Annotated in this window: 14 protein-coding genes; 6 read left to right on the top strand and 8 right to left on the bottom strand. The window is 68.5% G+C overall.

Features of this window, described 5'->3' with window-relative positions:
- Nucleotides 1-13: 13 nt before the first annotated feature.
- Both ROZ37_RS03365 and ROZ37_RS03360 read left to right on the top strand, forming a co-directional pair.
- A complete protein-coding gene (locus tag ROZ37_RS03365; RefSeq protein WP_312657527.1) occupies nt 14-1,663 on the top strand; it encodes a GAF domain-containing protein in 1,650 nt (549 codons plus the stop codon).
- A 299-nt stretch (nt 1,664-1,962) separates the two neighbouring features.
- Nucleotides 1,963-2,268, top strand: a complete 306-nt coding sequence (locus tag ROZ37_RS03360) for a hypothetical protein (protein WP_312657526.1) — start codon at nt 1,963-1,965, stop codon at nt 2,266-2,268.
- Nucleotides 2,269-2,594: 326 nt separating this feature from the next.
- Here ROZ37_RS03360 and ROZ37_RS03355 read toward each other — a convergent pair whose 3' ends face one another.
- The 3 genes from ROZ37_RS03355 to ROZ37_RS03345 form a co-directional block, all read right to left on the bottom strand.
- Nucleotides 2,595-3,557 carry a hypothetical protein gene (locus ROZ37_RS03355; RefSeq protein WP_312657523.1) on the bottom strand — a complete coding sequence of 321 codons (963 nt, stop codon included), beginning with the start codon at nt 3,555-3,557 and terminating at the stop codon, nt 2,595-2,597.
- 20 nt (nt 3,558-3,577) lie between these two features.
- Nucleotides 3,578-4,432, bottom strand: coding sequence for a cache domain-containing protein (locus ROZ37_RS03350; RefSeq protein ID WP_312657522.1), 855 nt, complete (start codon nt 4,430-4,432; stop codon nt 3,578-3,580).
- 280 nt (nt 4,433-4,712) lie between these two features.
- Nucleotides 4,713-6,506, bottom strand: a complete 1,794-nt coding sequence (locus tag ROZ37_RS03345; RefSeq protein WP_312657521.1) for a methanol/ethanol family PQQ-dependent dehydrogenase — start codon at nt 6,504-6,506, stop codon at nt 4,713-4,715.
- 499 nt (nt 6,507-7,005) lie between these two features.
- Between ROZ37_RS03345 and ROZ37_RS03340 the strand changes: the two genes are divergently transcribed.
- The 3 genes from ROZ37_RS03340 to ROZ37_RS03330 all read left to right on the top strand — a co-directional run bounded on the left by ROZ37_RS03340 (nt 7,006) and on the right by ROZ37_RS03330 (nt 11,274).
- Nucleotides 7,006-8,382 (top strand): sensor histidine kinase, encoded by a 1,377-nt coding sequence (locus ROZ37_RS03340; protein WP_312657520.1) that lies wholly within the window; start codon nt 7,006-7,008, stop codon nt 8,380-8,382.
- Nucleotides 8,366-9,010, top strand: a complete 645-nt coding sequence (locus ROZ37_RS03335; protein ID WP_312657518.1) for a response regulator transcription factor — start codon at nt 8,366-8,368, stop codon at nt 9,008-9,010. The genes ROZ37_RS03340 and ROZ37_RS03335 overlap by 17 nt, the downstream gene beginning before the upstream one ends.
- 77 nt (nt 9,011-9,087) lie before the next feature.
- The gene (locus ROZ37_RS03330) at nt 9,088-11,274 is read left to right on the top strand and encodes a 4Fe-4S binding protein (protein WP_312657516.1); all 2,187 of its coding nucleotides are present in this window, start codon (nt 9,088-9,090) and stop codon (nt 11,272-11,274) included.
- Here ROZ37_RS03330 and ROZ37_RS03325 read toward each other — a convergent pair.
- The 5 genes from ROZ37_RS03325 to ROZ37_RS03305 all read right to left on the bottom strand — a co-directional run bounded on the left by ROZ37_RS03325 (nt 11,195) and on the right by ROZ37_RS03305 (nt 16,810).
- Nucleotides 11,195-11,551: a hypothetical protein gene (locus ROZ37_RS03325; RefSeq protein WP_312657515.1), complete on the bottom strand. Its 357-nt coding sequence runs from the start codon at nt 11,549-11,551 to the stop codon at nt 11,195-11,197. The two genes, ROZ37_RS03330 and ROZ37_RS03325, sit on opposite strands and share 80 nt — an antisense overlap.
- A gap of 66 nt (nt 11,552-11,617) precedes the next feature.
- Nucleotides 11,618-11,980 carry a YajD family HNH nuclease gene (locus ROZ37_RS03320; protein ID WP_312657514.1) on the bottom strand — a complete coding sequence of 121 codons (363 nt, stop codon included), beginning with the start codon at nt 11,978-11,980 and terminating at the stop codon, nt 11,618-11,620.
- 47 nt (nt 11,981-12,027) lie between these two features.
- A complete protein-coding gene (locus tag ROZ37_RS03315; protein WP_312657512.1) occupies nt 12,028-14,169 on the bottom strand; it encodes a TonB-dependent receptor in 2,142 nt (713 codons plus the stop codon).
- A 185-nt stretch (nt 14,170-14,354) separates the two neighbouring features.
- Nucleotides 14,355-15,227 (bottom strand): cache domain-containing protein, encoded by an 873-nt coding sequence (locus ROZ37_RS03310; RefSeq protein ID WP_312657510.1) that lies wholly within the window; start codon nt 15,225-15,227, stop codon nt 14,355-14,357.
- 311 nt (nt 15,228-15,538) lie between these two features.
- Nucleotides 15,539-16,810, bottom strand: a complete 1,272-nt coding sequence (locus ROZ37_RS03305; RefSeq protein WP_312657509.1) for an HD-GYP domain-containing protein — start codon at nt 16,808-16,810, stop codon at nt 15,539-15,541.
- 186 nt (nt 16,811-16,996) lie between these two features.
- On the opposite strand from ROZ37_RS03305, the gene ROZ37_RS03300 reads away from it, so the two are divergent.
- Entirely contained in the window at nt 16,997-17,359 is a 363-nt protein-coding gene (locus tag ROZ37_RS03300) for a PepSY domain-containing protein (RefSeq protein ID WP_312657506.1), read from the top strand.
- The last annotated feature ends 242 nt before the right edge of the window (nt 17,360-17,601 follow it).

The raw sequence follows: 17,601 nt of genomic DNA, 5'->3' as shown, positions 1-17,601 counted from the left end.
TTGACGCGTCCGCATGACGCAAGCCCCTTCGCCCCCCGTTCCGCCTTCGCCGCTTTCGCTGCCGCAGACGCTCGCCGCGTCATGGGAGCGCTGCCGCGGGCAGGGGCTGCGGGCGGACGAGCCGCTCGACGACACCGCGCTCGTCCGTGGCGAGCTGGCCGACCGGCTCGCCGCAAATGGGCGGCTGATGGCGCTGTCGCGTCCGATGATCGAGGGGCTGTACCGGCAGATCGGAAGCGCTTCGTCGACGGTGATCCTCGCCGATCGCGACGGGACGATCCTGAGCGCGCTCGGGCAGACCGAGTTTCTCGACCGCGCCTCCTCGGTCGCGCTGCGCCCCGGCGTCGATTGGACCGAGGCCCGGATGGGCACCAACGCGATCGGCACCGCACTGCAGACCGGAGCGGTGACGACGGTGCAGGGCGGGCAACACTACCTCGAACGCAACCGCATTCTCACCTGCGTCGCGACGCCGATCCTCGCACCGGCGGGCGGGATCCTCGGCATCCTCGACGTGTCGTCGGACGCTCGCGACGACCTCTCCCATGCCCGCGCGCTGCTGTGCACGACGGCGGAGCTGATCGAGTACCGCCTGCTCGAATACTTCGACGGGGGCTTCCTGACGCTGCACTTCCACACGCGGCACGACGCGCTCGCCGATGCCTTGCACGCGGTGGCGGTCTTCGACGAATCCCGCCGGCTCGTCGCGAGCAACCGGCGGGCGCGCGCCTGGCTCGAACTTTCCGCCGAGCGGCCGTCCGCGACCTGCGAGACCTGCTTCGCGACATCCTGGTCCGTTCTGCTCGATCGCGCCGCGCAGGACGCGGATGCTCCGTTCGCGCTGCAGGGCGTCCTCGGGCGCCCGTTCATCGCGCGCGCCCGACTCGGGCGACGACGCCGCAGTGACGGCAGCGAGAGGCCGGCGGCAACGGCCCCCGACGCTTCGCGGCTCGGCGCGATGGTCCTCGGCGACGCGCGGATCGGAGAGACGGTCGCGACGCTCAGGGAGTGCGCGGCCGGCAACGCGCCGCTGCTCTTCGAAGGCGAGATGGGCACCGGCAGGGCGTACCTTGCACGAGCATTTCACGCCGACCACCGCGCGCCGCCGGACGCTCCGCTCGTCGGCCTCGACTGCGGGACGCTACCTCCCGGCACCGCGGGCGAAGAGGCGCTCGAACTCGCATGGGCGCGGGCCGGCGACGGCATCCTGTTTCTCGTGGACGTCGACGCGTTGCCGATCCCGCTGCAGGCGCGGCTCTTCGACGGCCGCCGCCGGCTTCCCGCGCGCGTCGTCGGCGTGCCGCGCGCTCCGGTCGCGGAAGCGCAGCGTGCTGGACGCTTTCACGCGAGCGCCTTCGAAGCCGGCGGCGGTCGCATCCTGAGCCTCCCGCCGGTGCGCGAGCGCACGGACTTCGACGCGCTCGTGCAGCAACTGGTCCACGACGCAATGCCGGAGCGGCCGATCCACGTCGCGCGGGAAACCCTCGTGCTGCTGCGGCGCCATCACTGGCCGGGCAATGTGCGCGAACTGCGCAACCAGCTGCGCCTGATCCTCGCGCTGATCGGCGACGAGGCCGCGCAGCTGTCCCCCGAGGACATTCCGCCCGAGTTCCGCGACGAAATCCTCTCCGATTCCGCCCCTGGGGTGATCGATCGAGCCTAGGTCGGGCGGACCGAAGCGGTATTGGCCGTCGGCGGATTTGAGGTTATTCGGAGGCAATCGAGTGCAGCCGTTCGCCCGGAGCCTGTCGAGCGCATCGGCCGGGCTTCGACAGGCTCAGCCCGAACGGTATTTGGTTTGCGGTGGATAGTTCGAGCGTCGGCCTTCGCCTGCGGCTGACGCCGATCCGCGAGGGTCCGCCGCGGCGAGGGCGGGGCAGCGGGCCTATATTGGGAGCAGGGACGCGCGGCACAGAAACGGCGCCGACGGTTGCAGGGAGCGGACAGATCCGGGAGACGGACATGAACGCACGATCCAAAGCCCTCGCGCTCATCACCTCCGCGCTGTTTGCCGCCCCGCTGGCGGTTGCGGCGGCGACGGCGGTCGACGACAGCGACTTCGATGCACAGGCGAAGGCGATCGAAGAGGGCAGAGAACTCAGGCAGGGCGCCGGCGTATTCGGGCGTCCGGGCGATCGGCCCGGCGAAGAAGGGCCGCGGTCGAGCACGGTCGGCGACCGCGACCTCGATCGCTACGTCGAGCGGCTCGCGATCGAAATCCGGTTGCGCAACGCAATGGCCGATCGCGACCCGGAAGGGTTCCACTGACACGACGTGACGGACGAGGGCCGCACCTTCGGTCGGTGGGCGGAAGGGTTTCACTGAATCCGGGCGCCCGGCAAGGGGCGTGCCCGATTCATTCCGGGTCGCTGTGGTCCGAAAGCATTTCACTGAAACGCCGCAGCCCGCAGCCCGCACCCCGCACCCCGCAGCCCGCACCCCCGCAGCCCCGCAGGCCCGCCGCCCCGCAGGCCCGCCGCCCCGCAGGCCCGCCGCTCGTCGTGTCTTGTTAACCCGGCAGCTAAATACCGTTCGGGCTGAGCTTGTCGAAGCCCTGCCAACGCTCTTCGGCGAGCTCTAGGCGAACGCTTGTTCTAATTGGCCGGGTTGAGCGTCGCGCGCGCGGCGGGCATATACGCCGCCAGCCGTTCCAGCGGCCGCTGTGCGCTCGGCGCGGCTTCGTCGCCGAACCCCAGCAAGCCGGCGAGTTCGGCGACGAATGCGCGGTGTTCGGTGGGGGCGTGCTCGCGCCATTGCAGGAGGTAGTCACCGAGGTCGCGCACCTGCCCGGGTTCGTGACGATTGAGCGCATAGAGCGCGCCCCAGTGTTCCGGCGACGCTTCTAAGCGCTGGAGCAACAGGTTCGCGACGACCTCGTTGTCCGCGCGCCGGTACGGATCGTCGCGCAGCGCGTGGAGATGCGTATTCAGCCACTGCGCCGCCGATTGGCCGGCGGGGAGCTGGCGATGAGGCTCGGCGAGGAGGCGCTCCACGTAGGCGGCCAGCACCGGCGCGTAGTCCTCCCAAGCTGGATAGGGCGCGTCGTCGCGCCACCGCGCGGCCATGCTGCGCAGCGCGTAAAGCCCGGCCGCTTCGCACAGCGCCTCTTCGAACCACTGATGACGCCGGCGCGCCGGGTCGGCTGCGGCGTGCGCGGTGTGGCCCGCCATCACGTGACACAGCTCGTGGCCGAACTGGTACGCGTACTGCGCCCAGGCCCGGTCGTGCGCGGAAACGCGGACGCGATGCTCGCCGGCGGGCCCCGGTGCGAACAGCGCGACCGGGGCGTCGCCGCCCTGCGTGACGACGACGGGATGCGCGAACACCGGGTTCGGGCCGTCGACGAGTTCGTCGGCGACGGCCTGGAGCAGGGTTTGGACTTCCTCGCGCGTGGCGCTGCCCCAGCCGTCGCCTTCGACCCGGATGTCGACGCCGAACGCGCGGCTCGAACTCGTCCAGGCACCGGCGGGCGGCGCCGCGAACGCGACTGCGACGATCACCGCGAGCAGCCGTAGCAGCGTCCGTCCGACGAAGCGTGCCGCGGTTTGCCGTCCCATGCCGAAACCCCTGACGACTCTTACTCGAGATAGTGGCCGACGCCGATCAGCGAGCCGCCTTCGCGCCGCACGTAGGAGCGCTTCTTCTCGACGCGGTTGGTGACCGGGTTGCGCCACACGTAGTCCACGGTCGCTTCGTCGGCGTTCTTCAGCTTGTCGATCATCTCGGCGACCAGCGCGTGGCCTTCGGCGTCGACGAGCCCGCGCGCGTCGGTGTCGGCGAGCGACGGATTCATGCCCATCGCCTCGAAACGCCCGCTGTCGAGATTGACCATGAACACGTACAGGTCGTCGCGGACGAAAGATCCGCGGCGGTCGTTGAACGCGTTGATCGCCTTCGCCGGACCGTCGGTGCGGGTGAGCTCGACCGCGCGCGCGAGCATCGCCTTCGCGTCGTCCGCGCTTGCGCGCGGTGCGGAATAGCCGACTCCGACGACGTACTGGCCGACCTTGCGCACCTGAGTAACCTTGGGCTCGACCTTGTTCGTCGTGCGGTTGAGCCACATGTAGCGCACGGTACCTTCCTGCGTCGCCCGCGTCGTGTCGATCATTTCGCGGAACAGCGGGTTGCCGGCCGCGTCGGTGGTGTTGAGCACGGCCAGGCCGACGAGCGCTTCGGGCGCGGCGCCGCTCGCCTGGTAGACCCCCTTGTCGTCGATCACGAACACGTAGAGATCCTTGCGCACGAACTGGCCGTTGCGGTCGTTGAACGCCGCGAAGGCGCGCTCCGGGCCGTTGGCTTCCATGTACTTCACCGCCTGCTCGAACAGCACGCGCGCCTCGCGCGGCGTCGCCCGGTCGGCGGCGAGGGCGGCCTGGGTCGCGAGGCCGGCGAGCGCGACGGCGAGAAGCGGTTTCAGGAGCGGTGTCTTCACTTGGGTTCCTCGGTTGCAGGATTTGAGGGCGTCGGTTCGCCGCGCCGCACGGCCGCGGAGAGGGGGGCGAAAGGGAGTTGTTGAAGGAGTCGTTGAAAGGGAGTCGCTATCAAGCCGGCTTCCCAGATCCGTTCGGGCCGAGCTTGTCGAAGCCCGGTTCCCCGAGCGCGGTTCGGCAAGATCCGGCCAAACGATGGCGCGTGTTCCATTGTCGGGCTGATCAGCGGGTGCCCAAGGGGCCGAGGCGTGCGGCACGTCGTGGCGCCGCACGCCCCAACGGTCAGGACTTGTGCAGCTTGAACACCCACACCGAACCGCCCTGTTCGAGGAAGTTCACGCGCTTGGCGACGTCGCCGCCCCACAGCGGCACCGCGCCACCCCAGCCCGATACGACGGCGACGTACTGCTCGCCGTTGTCGTCCCAGGTGATCGGCGGGGCGATGATTCCGGAGCCGGTCTGGAACTGCCAGATCTCCTTGCCGCTGGTCGCGTCGACCGCCTTCAAATAGCCTTCGGGCGTGCCGTAGAACACGAGGTTGCCGCCGGTCGTCAGCACGCCGCCCCACAGCGGCGCGTTGTTCTTCACTTCCCAGACGATCTTGCCGCTGACCGGATCGACCGCGCGCAGCGCGCCGATGTAGTCCTCGTTGAGCGGCTTGATCGTGAAGCCGGCGCCGAGGTAGGCCGCGCCGCGCTTGTACGAGACCGGCTCGTTCCAGATGTCCATCGCCCATTCGTTGGCGGGCACGTAGAAGTAGCCGGTCTTCGGGCTGTACGCCATCGGCATCTGGTTCTTGCCGCCGAGGAAGGACGGCGCGTTGAGGACCGTCGTGCCCTTCTTGCCGTCGCCGCCGCCTTCGGTGAAGGGGTTGCCGGGGCGCTTCGCGTCGTCGTAGATCGGGCGCCCGGTCTTCAGGTCGATGCCCTTCGCCCAGTCGATCTGATTCACGAACGGGAACGCGTTGAGCAGCTTGCCGTTGGTGCGGTCATTGACGAAGAAGAAGCCGTTGCGGTCGGCCTTGCCGCCGGCCTTGATGGTCTTGCCGTTCTTCGGGTCCTTGTAGTCGAACGCGACGAATTCGTTGACACCGTCGTAATCCCAGCCATCGTGCGGCGTCGTCTGGTAGTGCCAGACGATCTTGCCGGTGTCCGGGTTGATCGCGACCGTCGACGACGAGTACAGGTTGTCGCCGGGGCGCAGCCAGCTGTTCCACGGCGAAGGGTTGCCCGTGCCGATGAAGATCAGGTTGGTTTCGGCGTCGTAGTACGCCGACAGCCACGGCGCCGCGCCGCCGGTCTTCCACAGGTCGCCAGGCCAGGTCGCGTTGGTCGTGCCGGAGATGCCGTTCTCGACCTGCTTGCCGTCCTTGTCGTACTTGTAGCCCATGTGGCCTTCGACGACCGGGCGCGTCCAGACGAGCTTGCCGGTCTTCGCATCGCGCGCGTCGACGCGTCCGACAATGCCGAACTCGCCGCCGGAGTTGCCGGTGATGACCATGCCCTTGACGATCTGCGGCGCGGCGGTGAAGGAATAGCCGGCCTTGTAGTCCTCGATCTTCTCCTTCCAGACGACCTTGCCGGTGTCCTTGTTCAGCGCGACGAGCTGCGCATCGAGCGTGCCGAAGATCACGAGGTCGCCGTAGATCGCGGCGCCGCGGTTGACCACGTCGCAGCACGGCATGATGCCGTCGGGCAGACGGTGCTCGTACTTCCAAAGCTTCGCGCCGGTCTTCACGTCGAGCGCGAAGATGCGGCTGTAGGAGGCCGTGACGAACATCTTGCCGTCATGGACGATCGGCTGCGCCTGCTGGCCGCGCTGCTTTTCGCCGCCGAACGAGAACGACCAGACGGGGACGAGATCCTTGACCGTCGAGGTATTGACCTGGCTCAGCGGGCTGAAACGCTGGCCCTTCGTCCCGAGACCGTAGGTGACGACGTCGGTCGTGACGGTCTCGTCGTTGAGGATGTCCGCGTCGGTGACTTCCTTCGCCTGGACGTTGCCGAGGCCCGCGACGGCGAGCGCCAGCACGCTGAGGGCGCCTTGCAGGCGTGCGCGCTTCCCGATCTGCTCCATAACTCCTCCTTTCGGTTTTGATCGTTCTGTTCGAACCCGGATCGCTGACGACACGCGGATTTCCCGGACTTTCGCAAGCGCTGTGCCATGTGGCGGGCGGCGAAAACCCACGAATTTCACGACGTCGTCTCGCGATCCTCTGTACCGATTGGCAGCAACTGTTCCGTTTCGGAGCAGCGGCATCCGGCGTCGTCCCGGCGCCGCCGCGGTACTCGATGGCACGAACATTGCACCTGATCGGCGATAAACGATCGAGGGCGACGCATCGCCCCGGAGGAGACACGATGCAATCGCATTTGAATTGCGGGTCGGACATCGGACTGCCGAGCGTGACGCCGACGTCGACCCGGACGTGGTCCTTGCCGCGGTGTAGGACCATCGGCCGCCTCCGTCGGCGAATCACCCGGCGCTTCGCGCGACGGGTATGCGACTGGCCCGGCCGGCCGACCACCCGGCGAAGCGGCGACCGGATGGGCTGTCGCGCCCGCGGAGCCGACCGATGAGGCGCCGCGCGTTCGGACTGCGCGCGCGCGTCGGTCTCGTGCTCGGCGGCGCACTCGTAGTGGCTTCGGCGCTCGGCACGGCGTGGTGGGTCGGCGAGACGCGCCGCGCGATCGGCGAGGAAGTCGAGGCCGCGAGCCGCGTCGCCGAGCAATGGCTCAACGTGCTGGTCGCCGAGACGCTGCGCGACGAGGCCGACGGGCCGCGCCGGCTGATGGCGCATCTGCGCGCCGTCGGCCGCCTACGCGCGAATCAGCTGGAGGTCGTCGGCCCGCAGGGCGAGCCGCTCTATATCTCGCCGGAGCCGACGTACAAGGCCGGGCGATTCGCGCCGGCCTGGTTCGCCGACCTGGTCTCGCCCGCGCTGCCGCTGCGCCGCTTCGACGCCGGCGACCGCCAACTGGTGCTACGCCCGGACACCTCTCGCGCGGCCCTCGATGCCTGGGACGATCTCGTCGCGGGTCTCGGCTGGGCGGGTGCGGCGCTGCTGCTGGTAGCGTTCGCGTCGCGTGTGGCCTTGAACCGCGCGCTCGCACCGCTCGGGCAAATCGACGCGGCGCTCGCGCGCGGCGCGGAAGGCCATTTCGACCGGCGGCTGCCGAGTTACCGCGTGGCCGAGCTCGACCGCCTCGCGGCCAGCTACAACCGGCTTGCCGAGCGGCTCGACGACTCCGAAGCGCGCAATGTCCGGCTCGAACAGGATCAGGCTTTCGCCAATGCGCTGCGCGAGCGGCTGACCGAGGAGCGGCGCCTGATCGCGCGCGAACTCCACGACGAACTCGGGCAAGGCATTGCCGCCGTGCGCGCGTTGTCGGGCGCGATCCTGCAACGCTGCGACGACGCGCCGCACATCCACGGTCCGGCGCAGGCGATTCTCGCGATGACCGGGCAGTTGCAGGACGGCGTGCGCGCGATCCTGCAGCGCCTGCGCCCCGCGGGCGCCGGCGGCGATGGCCGGCTCGACGTCGCGGTGGGCGACTACTGCCGGCAGTGGGCGACCCATCACCCGCAAATCCGCATCGATTGCGACGCCGCGCGTCCGGACGTGCCGCCGGGCGAGGCGGCAAGCGTCGCGGTGCTGCGACTGCTGCAGGAAAGCCTCACCAACGTCGCGCGCCACTCGCAAGCGTCCGCCGTCGAAGTGCGCCTTCGCTTCGACGGCGACGCGATAGCGCTCGACGTGCGCGACAACGGGCGCGGTCTCGCGCAGGAAGCCGGACGCGGGCGCTTCGGCCTCGCCGGGATGCGCGAGCGCGTCGCCGAACTGCATGGCGAACTCCAACTCGATACGCCCCTCGGCGGCGGACTGCACGTGCGCGTGCGCTTGCCGCAAACCCGGTCCTTCAAGGAGAGCTCCGATGGCCTGTACGCTTGAAAACCTCCGGCTCGTGCTCGCCGACGACCACGCGGTCGTCCGCATGGGGTTCAGGATGCTGCTCGAAGGCGCCGGCGCCGAGGTGATCGGTGAGGCGGCGAGCGGTGAGGCCGCCCTCGCGGAGTTCGCGCGGCTGCGGCCGGACGCGCTGCTGATGGACGTTTCGATGCCGGGCATCGGCGGCCTCGCGGCGCTCGAACGCCTGCTCGCGCATACGCCGGACGCGCGCGTGCTGATGCTGTCGGCGCACGACGACGCGCAGATCCCGCTGCGGGCGTTGCGCGTCGGCGCGACCGGCTACCTGTCCAAACGCGCGCAGCCGCAGGAACTCGTCCGCGCCGTCGCCCAGGTCGGGCACGGTCACCGCTATATCGACCCGGAACTCGCGCCGCGCCTCGCGCTCGCCCGATTTGGCGGCGGCGATCCCGCCGATGTGCTGACCGACCGCGAATTCGCGGTCTTCCTGCAACTCGCGCAAGGTCATTCGGTGAATCAGGTCGCCACCACGCACAAGCTCAGCGCGAGCACGGTGGGAACCCACCTCTATCACATCAAGCAGAAGCTCAACGCGGCGAACGCCGCCGAGCTCGCGCTGATCGCGGTGCGCAGCGGGCTCATCGCGCTGTGACGGGCGCGCGCCGTCCGGCGTCGTGGCGGCGCGTCGCAAACCTTGTCTCGCGCACACGCGTCGGCCGGATCGACGTCGTGCTGACTGCGTTGCTGGCGTTCGTCTGCGCGGTCTTGCCGACGCCTTCGGCCGCGGGCGAATTGAGCCGCGCCGATCTCGAACGGCGGTTCGCGCCGCCGCTTCGAGTTGGCGACAAGGCGGCCGACGTGCCCGCATGGCCGATCAGCAGCGAACTCGCCCCCGACGACGGGCCGGTCGGCTGGGTTTTCGAGTCGGTCGATATCGCGCCGATCCCGGGCTTCGAAGGCACGCCGATCAACTTGCTGATCGTCGTCGATCCGCGCGGCAACTTCATCAGCGTCGAAGTGCTGAGCCAGCACGAGCCGGTGTTCGTCGGCGGGCTCGGCGAGGCTCCGCTGCAGGAATTCGTCCGTCAGTATGCGAGCCGCAACCTGCGCGACCCGATCACGGTGTCGACCCGCTACGGGCAATCGGGCGCCGGGAGCGGGGGCGGGCAGACCGTGCTCGATGGCGTGACGAAGGCGACCGCGTCGGTGCGCATCGTCAATCAGACGGTGCTCTCCGCGGCGGTCGCGGTCGCGCGGGCGCGCCTCGGGTTCGCCGCCGCGAGCGCGTCCGGTCCTGCCGCCACCGCACGCGAGGACCACTACGAACGCCGCAGTTTCGACGAGCTGCTCGACAGCGGCGCGATCGCGCGCCGCCGGGTGTCGAACCGCGACGCTGAGGCGCTCTTCGCCGACAGCGACGCGGCCGGGCTCGACGCCGACGCCCTCGCGGCGCTCGACGACGAATTCGTCGAGATCTACGTCGCGTGGCTCAACGCGCCGAGCATTGGCCGCGCGATCCTCGGCGACGCGGGCTTCGACGAATTGCGGCGCGTGCTCGAACCGGGCCAGCAGGCGTGGTGGGTGGCGACCGCCGGGCGCGGCGCCTTTCTCGACGAGGATTTCGTGCGCGGCACCGCGCCGGCACGGCTCGCACTGCGGCAGGGCGGCGTGCCTTTCGAACTGCGCGACGCCGACCTCGATCCGCCCGTGCCACCCGGCGCACCGCCGTTGAACGCCGCGCTCGTGCTCAAGACCGCGCCGCTCGCCGGCATCGACCCGGGAGGTCCGCAGGATTTCGCGCTGACGCTGGTGCGCCAGCGCGGCGCGATCCTGCCGGAAATCACTCGCCGCGACGTCGAGCTCCGCTACCAGGCGCCCGAGGCGTGGCTCGCGCGGCCGCCGTCCCCGCCGCCCGAATGGCTGCTCGCCTGGCAAGCACGGAGCAGCGAACTCGCAGTCATCGGCGCCGTGCTCGTGCTGCTCGCCGCGGTGCTCGCGCGTCCGCGCTGGCTCAGCGTCTCGCCGCGTCGGCTGCGCGCGTTCCGGCTCGCGTTCCTCGCTTTCACGCTCGGCTACCTCGGCTGGTACGCGCAGGGGCAGTTGTCGATCGTGCAGCTCACCGGGGTGGTGAAGATGCTCGCCGCGGGGCAGGGGCTCGGCAGCTTCCTGTACGACCCGATATCGCTCCTCGTCATCGCGTTCACGCTCGCGAGCTTCGTCGTCTGGGGGCGGGGGACCTTTTGCGGCTGGCTGTGCCCGTTCGGCGCGCTGCAGGAATTCGCCGCGCGGCTCGGCGCGGTGCTCGGCGTGCGCCCGCGCCGGCTGCCGCCGTGGCTCGCGCGCGCACTCGGCCGCGGGCGCTACGCGCTGCTCGTGGTGTTGCTCGCGGCCGCGGCGTTCGCACCGCAGGCCGCCGAGCCGCTCGTCGAGGTCGAGCCGTTCAAGACCGCGATCACCGTCGGCTTCGACCGCGCGTGGCCGTTCGTCGCCTACGCGGTGCTGCTGCTCGCGCTCGGCGCCGTCTACTACAAGTTCTTCTGCCGCTACCTGTGCCCGCTCGGTGCGGCGATGGTCGTCGGCGGGCGGCTGCGCGCGCTGCGCTGGCTGCCGCGCCGCCGCGAATGCGGCAAACCCTGCCAGCGCTGCCGCAACCACTGCGCCTACGACGCGATCACGCCCGACGGCGCGATCCGCTACGACGACTGCTTCCAGTGCCTCGACTGCGTCGGCCTCTATCACGACCCCGGCCGCTGCGTGCCGGTGAGGCTGATGCGCACGAAGGGACGGCGGCTCGGTGATCGCCCGCCCGAATCACAGCCGGCTCATTTCAGCCGGCTCATTTCGGCCGCGGCTGACGCAAGCCGGCATCCGGTCGGGAAAGCCGGCCTTCCCGCAGCGCCTTTACCGCCTCGATGACCGCCCGGGCGACATTGCGGACCTCCTCCTGGACGGCCTCGTCGCGGTCCAGCACCTCGTGGCTCCGCGCATAGGATTCGTAGTAGCCGATGTAGCGGTCGAGTCGGGACTGGGGGCCGGCGTCGACGAGTCCCATCCAGTCCAGCCAGTCCGACAGCGCGCGCCGGGTTTCTTCGATGCCCGCCACGTCGCCGTGGACCACCAGTCCGTAGGCCCGGCCGGCGAGATGCTTCGGGTAGGGCCAGCCTTCCACTTCCAGCGCCTTGGCCTTCTCCACGTTCTTGCCCGACGTCGTCGTCGGATCGTTTCCCCCGGTCCTTCTCCGCTCGGTTCTCCGGACGGCCTAATCCTTGCCGTTCAGTCGCGCCCTGAGGTCCGCGAACGGCTGGTGGGTTGCGGGCGGGACGCTGTCCGGCGCGCTCCCGCGGCCCGCCGAGTCGATCACGCGCGCGTGCTCGTTCTCGTGGCAGTACACGCACAGCAGCTCCCAGTTGCTGCCGTCGGCCGGGTTGTTGTCGTGGTTGTGGTCGCGGTGGTGGACGGTCAGCTGATGCAGGTTTTCGCGCGTGAATTCGCGCGCGCAGCGGCCGCAGATCCACGGCAGGATCTTCAGCGCGCGCTCGCGGTAGCCCTGTTCGCGCTCGTCGCGCGCGCGCCTCGCCTCGGCGACGATGCGGTCCAGACGGTCGTGATCCGGTGTGCTCATCGGCTTTCCTCGCGCGAGGGATGCGACACGCGGCCCGGCGGCGTGAGTCAGAAGCTGTAGCTCGCGCGCGCGCCGACGTAGAGGCTGCGGGTCGGCCCCGGTTCGTAGAAACGACCGTTGCCATCGCCGACGATCACCGACGCGATGTGCTCGCGGTCGAACAGGTTGTCGACACGCAGGAGCTGCCCGAAGGTCCAGTCGCCGGATTTCTGTTCGGCCGCGAGGCGCAGATTGACGAGCGTGTAGGCCGGCGCGGCGCGCTCGGTGTTCGTGTCCTCGACGTAAAGCTTGCTGCGGTAGTAGGTCTCGACCGCCGCGGCGAGACCGTCGCGCGGCTTCCATTCGAGCTCGGCAAAGGCGGACAGCGCAGGGATGCCTGGCAGGCGGTTGCCGTCGTCGATCCGGCCGTTGCCGGTCGTGAATGGACTGTCGTAAGTCGCCTGCAGCCGCGTCAGCGACAAGCGGCCGCGCCACTGGCGCGAGAAATCCGATTCGAGCGCGAGCTCGACGCCCCGGCGCAGCGTGCTCGCGGCGTTGCGGAACACCGCGCGGCCGCCGGTGTTGCTCTCGACGACGAGTTCGTCGTCAGTGCGGATCTGGAAGACCGCCGCGTTCAGGCGCGTGTTGTCGCCGATGAACGCCTTCGCGCCGAGTTCAACCTGTTTGCTGGTCGCCGGCTTCAGGCCGAAGTTGAAGCCGCCGGTGCCGCCGGTGCCCGAGTACGACAGTTCGGTCAGGGTCGGCGTCTCGAAGCCGCGCGCCGCGCTGGCGTAGAGATTCAGCGCCGGGCTGACCTGGTAGACGAGGCCGAGCGCGGGCGTCGTCTTGCGGTAGGTGATGTCGCCGCTGTCGTCGGGATTGCCGGCGGCGATGTACTTGTCGTCGACCTCGAACTCGACTTCGCTGTGACGCAGCCCGGCCTGCAGCGTCCATTTGTCGATGACCCAGTTCGCCTGCACGTACGGGTCGAGGCTCGTCACGGTGTCGGTCTCGTCGCGCTTGAGCGCGCCCTTGACGCCAACTGTCGACCCGACAAAATTCTGGAAGCCCTTGCGCTCATCGTCGGAGCGGTCGAAGTCGACGCCGCCGGTCAGCGTCAGCTCGCCCGGCCCGGCTTGCAGCGTGTGGATCCAGCGCGCGCCGGCGCCGTGAAAGGAACGGTCGAAGTCGACGACGCCGCCCGAATGGCGCGGACCGTTCTGCGGTCCGGGCGGAATCGACAGGTACTGGATCACGCTGCGTTCGCCGCCGTAGGCCGACAGCTGCAGCCGTCCGGCGCCGAAGCGGCGTTCGTAAGTGCCGCCCGCCTGCCGGTGGTCGATGCTCTTGCGTGTGTCGAAGGTTTCGGCGACGGCCTCGACCGCGCGCGGATCGCGCTTGTACGTCGCCCACGTCAGCCCGAGCGGGTCCTCGGTGTCGTCCTGCTCGAGGGCGCTGGCGACCAGCGTCAGCGTGCTGTCCTCGTCCGGGCGGATGCGGAGTTTTCCGAAGAGCTGGTCGCGCGTCGCCGAGCTGTGGTCGCGATAACCGTCGGTGTCGAAGCGCGACGCGTCGAGCACATAGCCGATGCCGTTCTTCTCGCCTTCGGCGCCGACGTCGAACTTCGCCGTTCCCCATGAGCCAGCGAGGAAGGCGCCGCGCACCATTGGCGGCCCGTAAGGGTCACGCGAAAAAAGCTGGATCACGCCGCCCGCGTGGTTGCCGTAGATGGTCGAGAACGGCCCGCGCATCACTTCGATGCGTTCGGCGGTGTCGAGGTTGAAAGTCGCCGCCTGCCCCTGGCCGTCCGGCGTGCTCGCCGGGATGCCGTCGGCGATGAGCTTGACGCCGCGCACGCCGAACGCCGCGCGGCTGCCGAAGCCGCGGATCGAGATCTGCAGGTCCTGCGCGTAGTTCTGGCGGTTCTGCACGACGAGGCCGGGCACGCGCCCGAGCGCCTCCGACGCATTGACGCCGAGGTTGCCGGCCTGCACTTCGCCCATCTCGACGACGTCGATCGAGAACGGCAGATCGAAGCTCTGCGCCTCGACCCGGCTTCCGGTGACGACGACCGGATCCAGCGTCGGGACCGCATCGGCGGCGAAAACCGCCGCAGGCAGGGCCGGCCCGATCGCCGCGGCGAGCGCCAGCTGGAGCCGGGGGCGGCGGATGCGAAGGGCGTCCGGGCGGAGCGTCGGGGAGCGGAGCATCGCTGAAATTCCTGTGCGCGGTGGCAGGGTGGTAACTCCCGCAAGCTACCGTTCAGCGACGAAGCGCGCGTCGCGAGGGTCAGCGACTCTACATAGAGAAAATCATGAGATCCGACGGACTCCGCCGCGACCGTCAACCCCCGCGCGCAAGGACTGCACGAACGCCCCGGACGGGGCCCCCGGGATCATTCCGCCGAATAGGCGCCGACACCGACGATGTAATTGCCCGTCCGTTTGGCGAAGGTGGTCTTCTTCGCCGTCTTCTGGGTGACCGGATTGCGCCAGAGGTACTCAACCGCTGCAACATCGTCGCCCTTGGTCTGGCGCAGCATGTCCTGGACGAACAGCTTTCCGGCGGCATCGCGCAGATCCCTGGCGTATTTCCCGATCACACGTGGCTGGGCGCCGTGTGCGTACATCTTCATGTCGTCCGCGCCGATGACGAAAACGTAGAGATCGTCCTGGACGAAACCGCCGTTGAGATCGTTGAAACGGCGAATCGCTTCCTGCGGGTCCTGCTTGATTTCGTGCACGGCCCGCCAGAGCATCGCCTTGGCCTGTTCCGCCGACGCGAACGGGATGTAATAGCCCACCGCGACGATGCTGTCGCCGACGGTCTGGTAATAGACGACCTTCTGCTCCACCTTGCCATGCTGACGATTGAGCCAGCGGTATTTCACGGTGCCGGAGCCGTTGGCCTTCGCACCCTCGAGCATTTCGCGGATGAAGGACTTACCGTCGGAATCCTTCAGATCGGTGATGTTCCTGCCGACCAGCGTAACGGACGGCCCGCCGCTCGCCTTCATGACGCCGTCCAGACCGAGGACATAGACGTACAGATCGTCGGTAAGGAATTCACCCGCACGGCTGAAGGCCCCCAACGCGCCCTCGCCATCGGTACGGTAACGCGCGGCGGCGCGTTCAAGAAGCGCCTTGGCGGCGGCACTATCGGCGGCTTCGGCCGAGACGTTCGACTGGGCGGCGGCGAGTGGTGCGGTGACGATTGCGGCGCCCGACAACATGATGCAGGCGGCAACTTTCAGGAATCGATATTTCATTTTGGCTGTCTCCTCGGGAATCAGGACGGATGGTAACAAGGAGTCTTGCCCGATGAGCGGTACGCGCGCCGGCTAGCGCGCTCGACACGCAGGTAGAAAAGGGGGCCGGATGGTTTCGGCGATTCGATCCAAGGTACGCGAAGGGGCAACGAGCGCTTCCCTTTCATCCCAGGAAAAATGGGGTGACACTGGCCCTGCCCGACAAAAAAACTATTGACCCGGCAGCTAAGTACCGTTCGGGTTGAGCTTGTCGAAGCCCTGTCAACGCCCTTCGACAAGCTCAGGGCGAACGGTTGTATTAATTTGCCGGGTTAATAAATCCCGAAATGCACCCGAACCCGCGCTTCCAGCAGTCGCCGCGCGTCCTCCTCGCTGCATTTCGCGAGCCGATCGAACAGCTCCCGCGCAAGCGGCCGGAAGGCGGCCATCACGCCGGGGTCGAAATGGCTCCCGGTGTCCTTTTCCATGATCGCCATCGCCGCCTCGAAGCCCATCGGCTCCTTGTACGGGCGCTTGGAGCAGAGCGCGTCGAAGACGTCGGCGACGCAAAAGATGCGGGCGGCGAGGGGGATCGCTTCACCCGACAGACCGCGCGGGTAACCCGAACCGTCCCACTTTTCGTGATGCGCGGCGACCACGGCGTTCGCGTCGTCGAGCCAGCCGATGCCACTGACGATTTCCTCGCCTTGCGCGACATGCGTGTGCATGATCTCGAACTCCTTCGCGTCGAGCTCGTCGGGCTTGAGGAGAATCGCGTCGGGGATGCTGATCTTGCCGATGTCGTGCAGAAAGCTTCCGACGATCAGGGACTGCATCGCCTTGCCTCGCAGGCCCAGACGTTCGCCGATGCGCGCGGCAATCCAGGCGACACGGAAGTTGTGTGCGCCGGTCTCGGAATCCCGCTTGGCGATCGCGCGTCCGAGCGCTTCCATCATCGAGATGTGCGAATCGAGGATTTCGCGCGCCTGGCGCTCGTTGTCCGCGGACAGGCGCACGACGACAGGATAGATGGCCGCGCCGCACAACAGCGACGCGAGGCCGGCCATCAGCGCGGCGCTGAGCGCATTCGCGAGCATCTGATCGCGCTGCCACGGCGGGACGACCCGGATGCCCTCGAAATACCCGACGATCCCCGCCGACTCGCCGCCGGCCGCGCCTTCGAGCGGTACGAAAACGCGCAAGGCCCAACGCTTGTCGTCGAGCCGGAAGCTCTCGAAACCGGCTGCGACGTAATCCGGCCGAGGGTGGTTCGGCAACTCTGCTTCGACCGTCCCGCCATCCTCGGTCATCGCCCACGCGAGCTTTTCTCCCTGCCGGTTGTAGATTTCCGCGATGTCGAAGAGCCCCCCGACGAGCGTGTCAGCCGCCCTCCCGGCCTGCTCCGTGGCGTCGGGGCCGCTCAGCTCGGCGGCGTCGAAATGGTGCAAGTGCAGGAGGCGCCGCGACTCTTCCATCGCGAGCGATACCGTGGCCTGCTCGGCGTTCGTGTGCGAGACGAACCATGCAATCGGACTCGCGACCGCAGCGAGGAGCCCGCTGACGATCGCGATCCGGATGGCGGTACGCCTGTTGAATGAATTCATCCGTTCCCTCGTGGCCATGGCCCGCGTGGCGATGCTGCCAGAACTCGTCCCCGCAGATGTGGCGAATTCAGCGCCCCGGCCGCTGAACCCCGCGTGAAGCGGACATTCACCGGGAGTTCACCCTCCGCTGCTCAGAATCGCTGCATGGTCGAAACCCGGCCACCATCGACTACAGGAGTGATCACAATGAATGCAAAGACCCTTCTTTCCGCCCTTGCCATCGCCACCGGACTCGTCGCCGGAGGCGTCCTTGTCGCCCCGGCGATCGCGCAGAATGCGCCCTTGACCGCCGAAGCGAACAGCAAGTGGCTGTCGATCCCGCAGATCCACGACAAGCTCGAGGCCGCCGGCTACGGCAACATCGACGAGATCGAGCGCGAGCGCGACGGTTACGAGGTGAAGGCGACCGATCGCGAGGGGCAGCGCGTGGAACTCGAGGTCGACCCGCTCACCGGCGGCGTGACGAAGACCGTAGTGAAGCGCGAGCGCAAGAGCGACCGCGCCGACCGCGACGCACGGCGTGATGCCGCGCCGGCGTCATCCAACTGATGTGCGGGGCGGAAGAGCGGAGTACCTTCCGCCGCAACTAAAAAGGAAGAAGGGGGACAGCCCGGCGGGTCTGCCCCCTTTTGCTTTTACCTGCAAGCCCTTTAGCAGGGTGTTGATTTACGATAAATCCTAGTATTGGCGGGTATTTCAGGGCTGATATAATTCCATTCGAATCAACAAATCAATAATCTCGATGCGTGGCACCGACCACAAACAGAACGCTCTGTTCAGTTACGTCAATA

Source organism: Aromatoleum sp., from assembly GCF_032027225.1.
GTDB lineage: Bacteria > Pseudomonadota > Gammaproteobacteria > Burkholderiales > Rhodocyclaceae > Aromatoleum.
Note: the sequence above shows the minus strand (reverse complement) of the source record. Positions and strands in the feature narration are given on the sequence as shown.